Below are 4190 nucleotides of genomic sequence, written 5' to 3'. Positions count from 1 at the left end.
CGGAGCGGTACGCGACGGTGATCGCGGCGACGCCCGCGAGGCCCAGCCCCACGAGTGTGTAGGCGGTGCCGGGCCCGGACTGCGTGGGGCTCACCGCGGCGCTCCCCGCGCTGTCCGCGTGGTCGGCGAGGGCCGCCGTGCCGCCGCCGCCCGCCCGCACGGGCGCGTGGGGAGAGGCAACGCCTTGGTGGACGTCGTGGCCGTGGGCCCCGCCGACGACCTTGAACCGGCCGGCCCTGCCGTGGTCGTGGCCGTCGCAGTTGACACTGATGTCGTAACTCCCGGCGGCGGTCAGGGACTTGACGGACACATCGCCGTGCATGGTGCGCGAGGACCCGCTGACGGTGACCACCCGGACGAACGCACTGGACGAGACCGTGGCCCGGCCGTCCCGGCAGCCCTCGACCGTGATCCGCGCCTGGCCCCGCGCCGCGATCGCGGTGGGGTCGACGGTGGCGGTGACACCGTCGTGCGCCTGGGCGGCCGTGGCCCCGTACACCGGGACCGCGACGAGTATGCCGGCCGCACCGGCGGCACGGAGAGCGAGCAATCCTGAACGCATCGTGAACCTCCTCCTGACAGGAAGACTCACCCGCGCGCGGGGTTTCCGCATCCGCAGCACACGTCACACTCACTCGTACGGCCCCTCCCGCACGGCGCCGACCTGCGCCTATGGCGACCGCGACGAGATCAGCGGGCCGGTGGGACGGGCCGGTGGGCGATCCGCCGGGCGGGCGGCCTGCTCCGCGCGCGGACGGGGGCCGCGAGAAGGCTCGGGAGACGGCGATGACGGTGCGCCCGCCCTGGCGCTCCTGCCTCGAAAGGCCGGGACGGCCTCCGGCTACGCTGGGAGCCCGAGCACTGATCATTGAAGGAGTTCCATCCATGTCGGAGCGCAGGCCCATCGACTCGTGGCTCACGGACATGGACGGCGTCCTGATGCACGAAGGCGTTCCGGTGCCGGGTGCGGACGCTTTCATCAAGCGGCTCAAGGAGTCGGGCAAGCCTTTTCTCGTACTGACGAACAACTCGATCTACACGGCCCGTGACCTGCATGTCCGCCTCGCCAGGATCGGCCTTGAGGTCCCCGTGGAGAACATCTGGACCTCCGCGCTCGCCACGGCGCGCTTCCTGGACGACCAGCACCCCGGCGGCTCGGCCTATGTGATCGGCGAGTCCGGCCTGACCACGGCACTGCACGACGCCGGTTACGTACTGACGGACCAGGAACCGGACTTCGTGATTCTGGGCGAGACCAGGACGTACTCCTTCGAGGCGCTGACGAAGGCGATCCGCCTGATCAACGGCGGCTCCCGCTTCATCGCGACCAACCCGGACAACACGGGCCCCTCCTCCGAGGGCCCGCTGCCCGCCACCGGTTCGGTCGCCGCACTGATCACGAAGGCCACGGGCAAGGACCCGTACTTCGTCGGCAAGCCGAACCCGCTGATGATGCGCACCGGCCTCAACGTCATCGGGGCGCACTCGGAGTCCTCGGCCATGATCGGCGACCGGATGGACACCGACGTGCTGGCGGGGCTGGAGGCCGGCATGCAGACCTTCCTGGTCCTGACCGGTGTGACCCAGCCCGGGGACGTGGAGCGGTATCCGTTCCGCCCGACGAAGATCGTCGACTCCATCGCGAACCTCGTCGACCTGGTGTGACACGGCGCGGGGGCGGCTCTCGCGGGCAGGCGTGACGCGCGCGGCCCGCCCGCCCGCCGCGTGGCACGGCACCGTCCGCGTGTGGCCGCCGGCACGCGTTGGGGGTACGTGCCGACGGCCGGCGCGGCGGGCACCTCGCCCGGGCCGTCAGGGACGGGGGCCGAGCACCTCGCCCGAGCCGCCGTCCGTCACCGTGATCGCGGACGCCGGGCAGGAGTCCGCGACGTCGAGCAGTACCTCGTCCGACCGTGTGTCGGCCGCGCCCGGCACCACCCTGGCCGTCGGGCCGTCGAGGGCGAACCGGTCGGGGGCCAGCGCGGTGCACATGCCTGAGCCCACGCACACGTGCTGATCGACCTCAATGTGCCAGTCGGCCACCGCGCCGTCACCACCCCACCGGCAGGGACCGCGGGCCGCGTACGAGCATCTGCCGCTTCCACACCGCGTCACCCGTGACCCGGAGCCCCGGAACCTTCGTGACCAGGGCGCGCAGCGCCTCCTGGAGTTCCATGCGGGCCAGTTGGGCGCCGAGGCAGTGGTGCACGCCGTGGCCGAAGCCGAGGTGCTGGTTGGCGGGGCGGTCGAAGCGGATCACATCGGGGTCCTCGAACTTGTCCGGGTCCCTGTTCGCCGACCCGAGGCCCACCACCACCGGCTCGCCCTTGCGCACGAGCACTCCGCCGACCTCGATGTCCTCCTTCGCGTACCGGGGGAAGAAGCCGCCGGACGCGAGCGGGATGTAACGCATCAACTCCTCGACCGCACTGGGCACGAGGTCCGGGTCCTCGACCAACCGCTCCCATTCCTCGTGGTGTTCGAGGAGCACCCAGACCATGTTGGGGATCTGGGAGGCGGTCGTCTCGTGGCCCGCGACGAGGATCGCCAGGCAGAGGTTGACCATCTCCTCCTCGGTGAGCCGGTCCTTGGCGTCGCGGGCCTCGATCAGGCCGGAGATCAGGTCGTCCTGCGGACGGGCGCGGCGCTCGGCGACGTAACCGGAGATGTACGAGATCAACTGCTCCTGGCTCTCCAGCAGTTCCTCCTCGCCCAGGAGGGTCGTGGACATCACCGCGTCGCTCCACACCCGGAACTTGGGCCGGTCCTCGGCCGGTACGCCGAGGAGTTCGCAGATCACCGCCACCGGCAGGGGCAGCGCGAAGCTGTCGACCAGGTCGGCCGTGGACCCGGAGGCGACCATCTCGTCCAGCAGGTCCGACGTCAACTGCCGCACCCAGGGGCGCAGTCCCTCCACCTGGTGGCGGGTGAAGGCGCGCGAGACGAGGGTGCGCAGCCGGGTGTGGTCCGGCGGGTCCATCGACAGGATGTTCGACCGGGACACGGCCGAGTTGTAGCGCGGCTCCCGCGGGTCCTCCACGGCCATGGCCCGCGAGAACCGCAGGTCGCCGAGGACGAACCGGGCGTCCTCGTAGCGGGTCGCGAGCCAGGCGGGCTCTCCGTACGGCAGTTGGACCCGGATCATGCCGGCGCCTTCCCTGGCGTCGGCGTACGCCTCGTGCAGGCCGAGCCCGTCCCTCTCGTTGAAGGGGTAGGGCACGGGCTCGGGGACCGAGAGGGAGGCTGAGGTGGGGGGTGTGGTGCTCGTCAAGGATCTCTCCCACGTGAACGTGGCCGGGGGTGTGGTCGGCTGCCGGAGCCACGGGAGTGTGCTCGGCGTTCTCCGTGGTGTTCCCGCGGCCGAATCATCTTGCAAGCAGACGCTTACAAGCTAGGCAGCGTCCGCACCGCCGTCAAGGAGGCCCGGGGGACCCGACGCGGGCGATACGGTGTGCGCGGGAGGACATGTGGCTGAAACCGGACGCTCGGCGCGGCCCAGGGCGCGCGACGCGGCGGCGACGCGGAGAGCGCTGCTCGACGCCGCCGCGGAGCTCTTCTTCGAACGCGGGTTCAACCGCACGACCGTGCGGGACATCGCCGACCGCGCGGGCGCGAACCAGTCGTTGATCTTCCGTTACTTCGGCTCGAAAGCGGCGGTTTTCGAGGCGGTCGCGGCCCGTCTCGGCCACGAGCAGCTGGACCGGACCCCCGCGGAGCGGCTGCTCGACACGACGCTGCGCAGCATGCTGCGGGACGAGCCCGGCAGGCGCCGCGACCACACCATGGTGACGTTCCTGCGCTCGCTCGGCACGGAGGGCCCCGCCGCGGACATCGCGGAGCAGCTCGGCGACGACTACACGGAAGCGCTGGCGGCACTCACCGCGGCGCCGGACGCGCGGCTGCGCGCCCAGCTGGTGCTCGCGTGGCTGGTCGGCATCAGCCTCGTACGGGATGTGAGCCGTATCGAGCCGTTGTCGGGGGCGGGGCCCGACGAGGTGACCGAGCTAATCCTGCGGGCGGCGCGGACGCTATTGGAAGGGACGGCGTAGGGGCGACAACACGGAGGAGGGGGGGGCCCGCGGGGGGCCCCCCCCCCGCCGGGGGGGGGGGGGGGGGCCCCCGGGGGGGGGGGGGCCGGGGGGGGGGGGGGGGGGCGGCGGGGGGGGGGCGCGGGGGCGGCCGGACGGAGG

At 72.2% G+C, this 4190-nt stretch carries 5 protein-coding genes; 2 read left to right on the top strand and 3 right to left on the bottom strand.

All coding sequences use genetic code 11. The features are described from left to right. Positions 1-562: hypothetical protein (locus tag LCE31_RS27530; RefSeq protein WP_225018864.1), on the bottom strand; the 562-nt coding region annotated here is incomplete at its 3' end. A gap of 323 nt (positions 563-885) precedes the next feature. Between LCE31_RS27530 and LCE31_RS27525 the strand changes: the two genes are divergently transcribed. Next, positions 886-1665 carry an HAD-IIA family hydrolase gene (locus LCE31_RS27525; RefSeq protein WP_225018861.1) on the top strand — a complete coding sequence of 260 codons (780 nt, stop codon included), beginning with the start codon at positions 886-888 and terminating at the stop codon, positions 1663-1665. Between the two features lie 147 nt (positions 1666-1812). Here LCE31_RS27525 and LCE31_RS27520 read toward each other — a convergent pair whose 3' ends face one another. Continuing rightward, the gene (locus LCE31_RS27520; RefSeq protein WP_225018859.1) at positions 1813-2043 is read right to left on the bottom strand and encodes a ferredoxin; all 231 of its coding nucleotides are present in this window, start codon (positions 2041-2043) and stop codon (positions 1813-1815) included. Positions 2044-2050: 7 nt separating this feature from the next. Beyond that, positions 2051-3271 (bottom strand): cytochrome P450, encoded by a 1221-nt coding sequence (locus LCE31_RS27515; RefSeq protein ID WP_225018857.1) that lies wholly within the window; start codon positions 3269-3271, stop codon positions 2051-2053. Positions 3272-3467: 196 nt separating this feature from the next. Here LCE31_RS27515 and LCE31_RS27510 point away from each other — a divergent pair, with 196 nt between their 5' ends. Continuing rightward, positions 3468-4049, top strand: coding sequence for a TetR/AcrR family transcriptional regulator (locus tag LCE31_RS27510; protein WP_225018855.1), 582 nt, complete (start codon positions 3468-3470; stop codon positions 4047-4049). Positions 4050-4190 lie beyond the last annotated feature (141 nt).

The sequence above is a fragment of the Streptomyces sp. 8L genome (genome assembly GCF_020176795.1).
In the GTDB taxonomy this organism is placed as follows: domain Bacteria; phylum Actinomycetota; class Actinomycetes; order Streptomycetales; family Streptomycetaceae; genus Streptomyces.
This window is presented reverse-complemented; position numbering and strand designations above follow the sequence as displayed.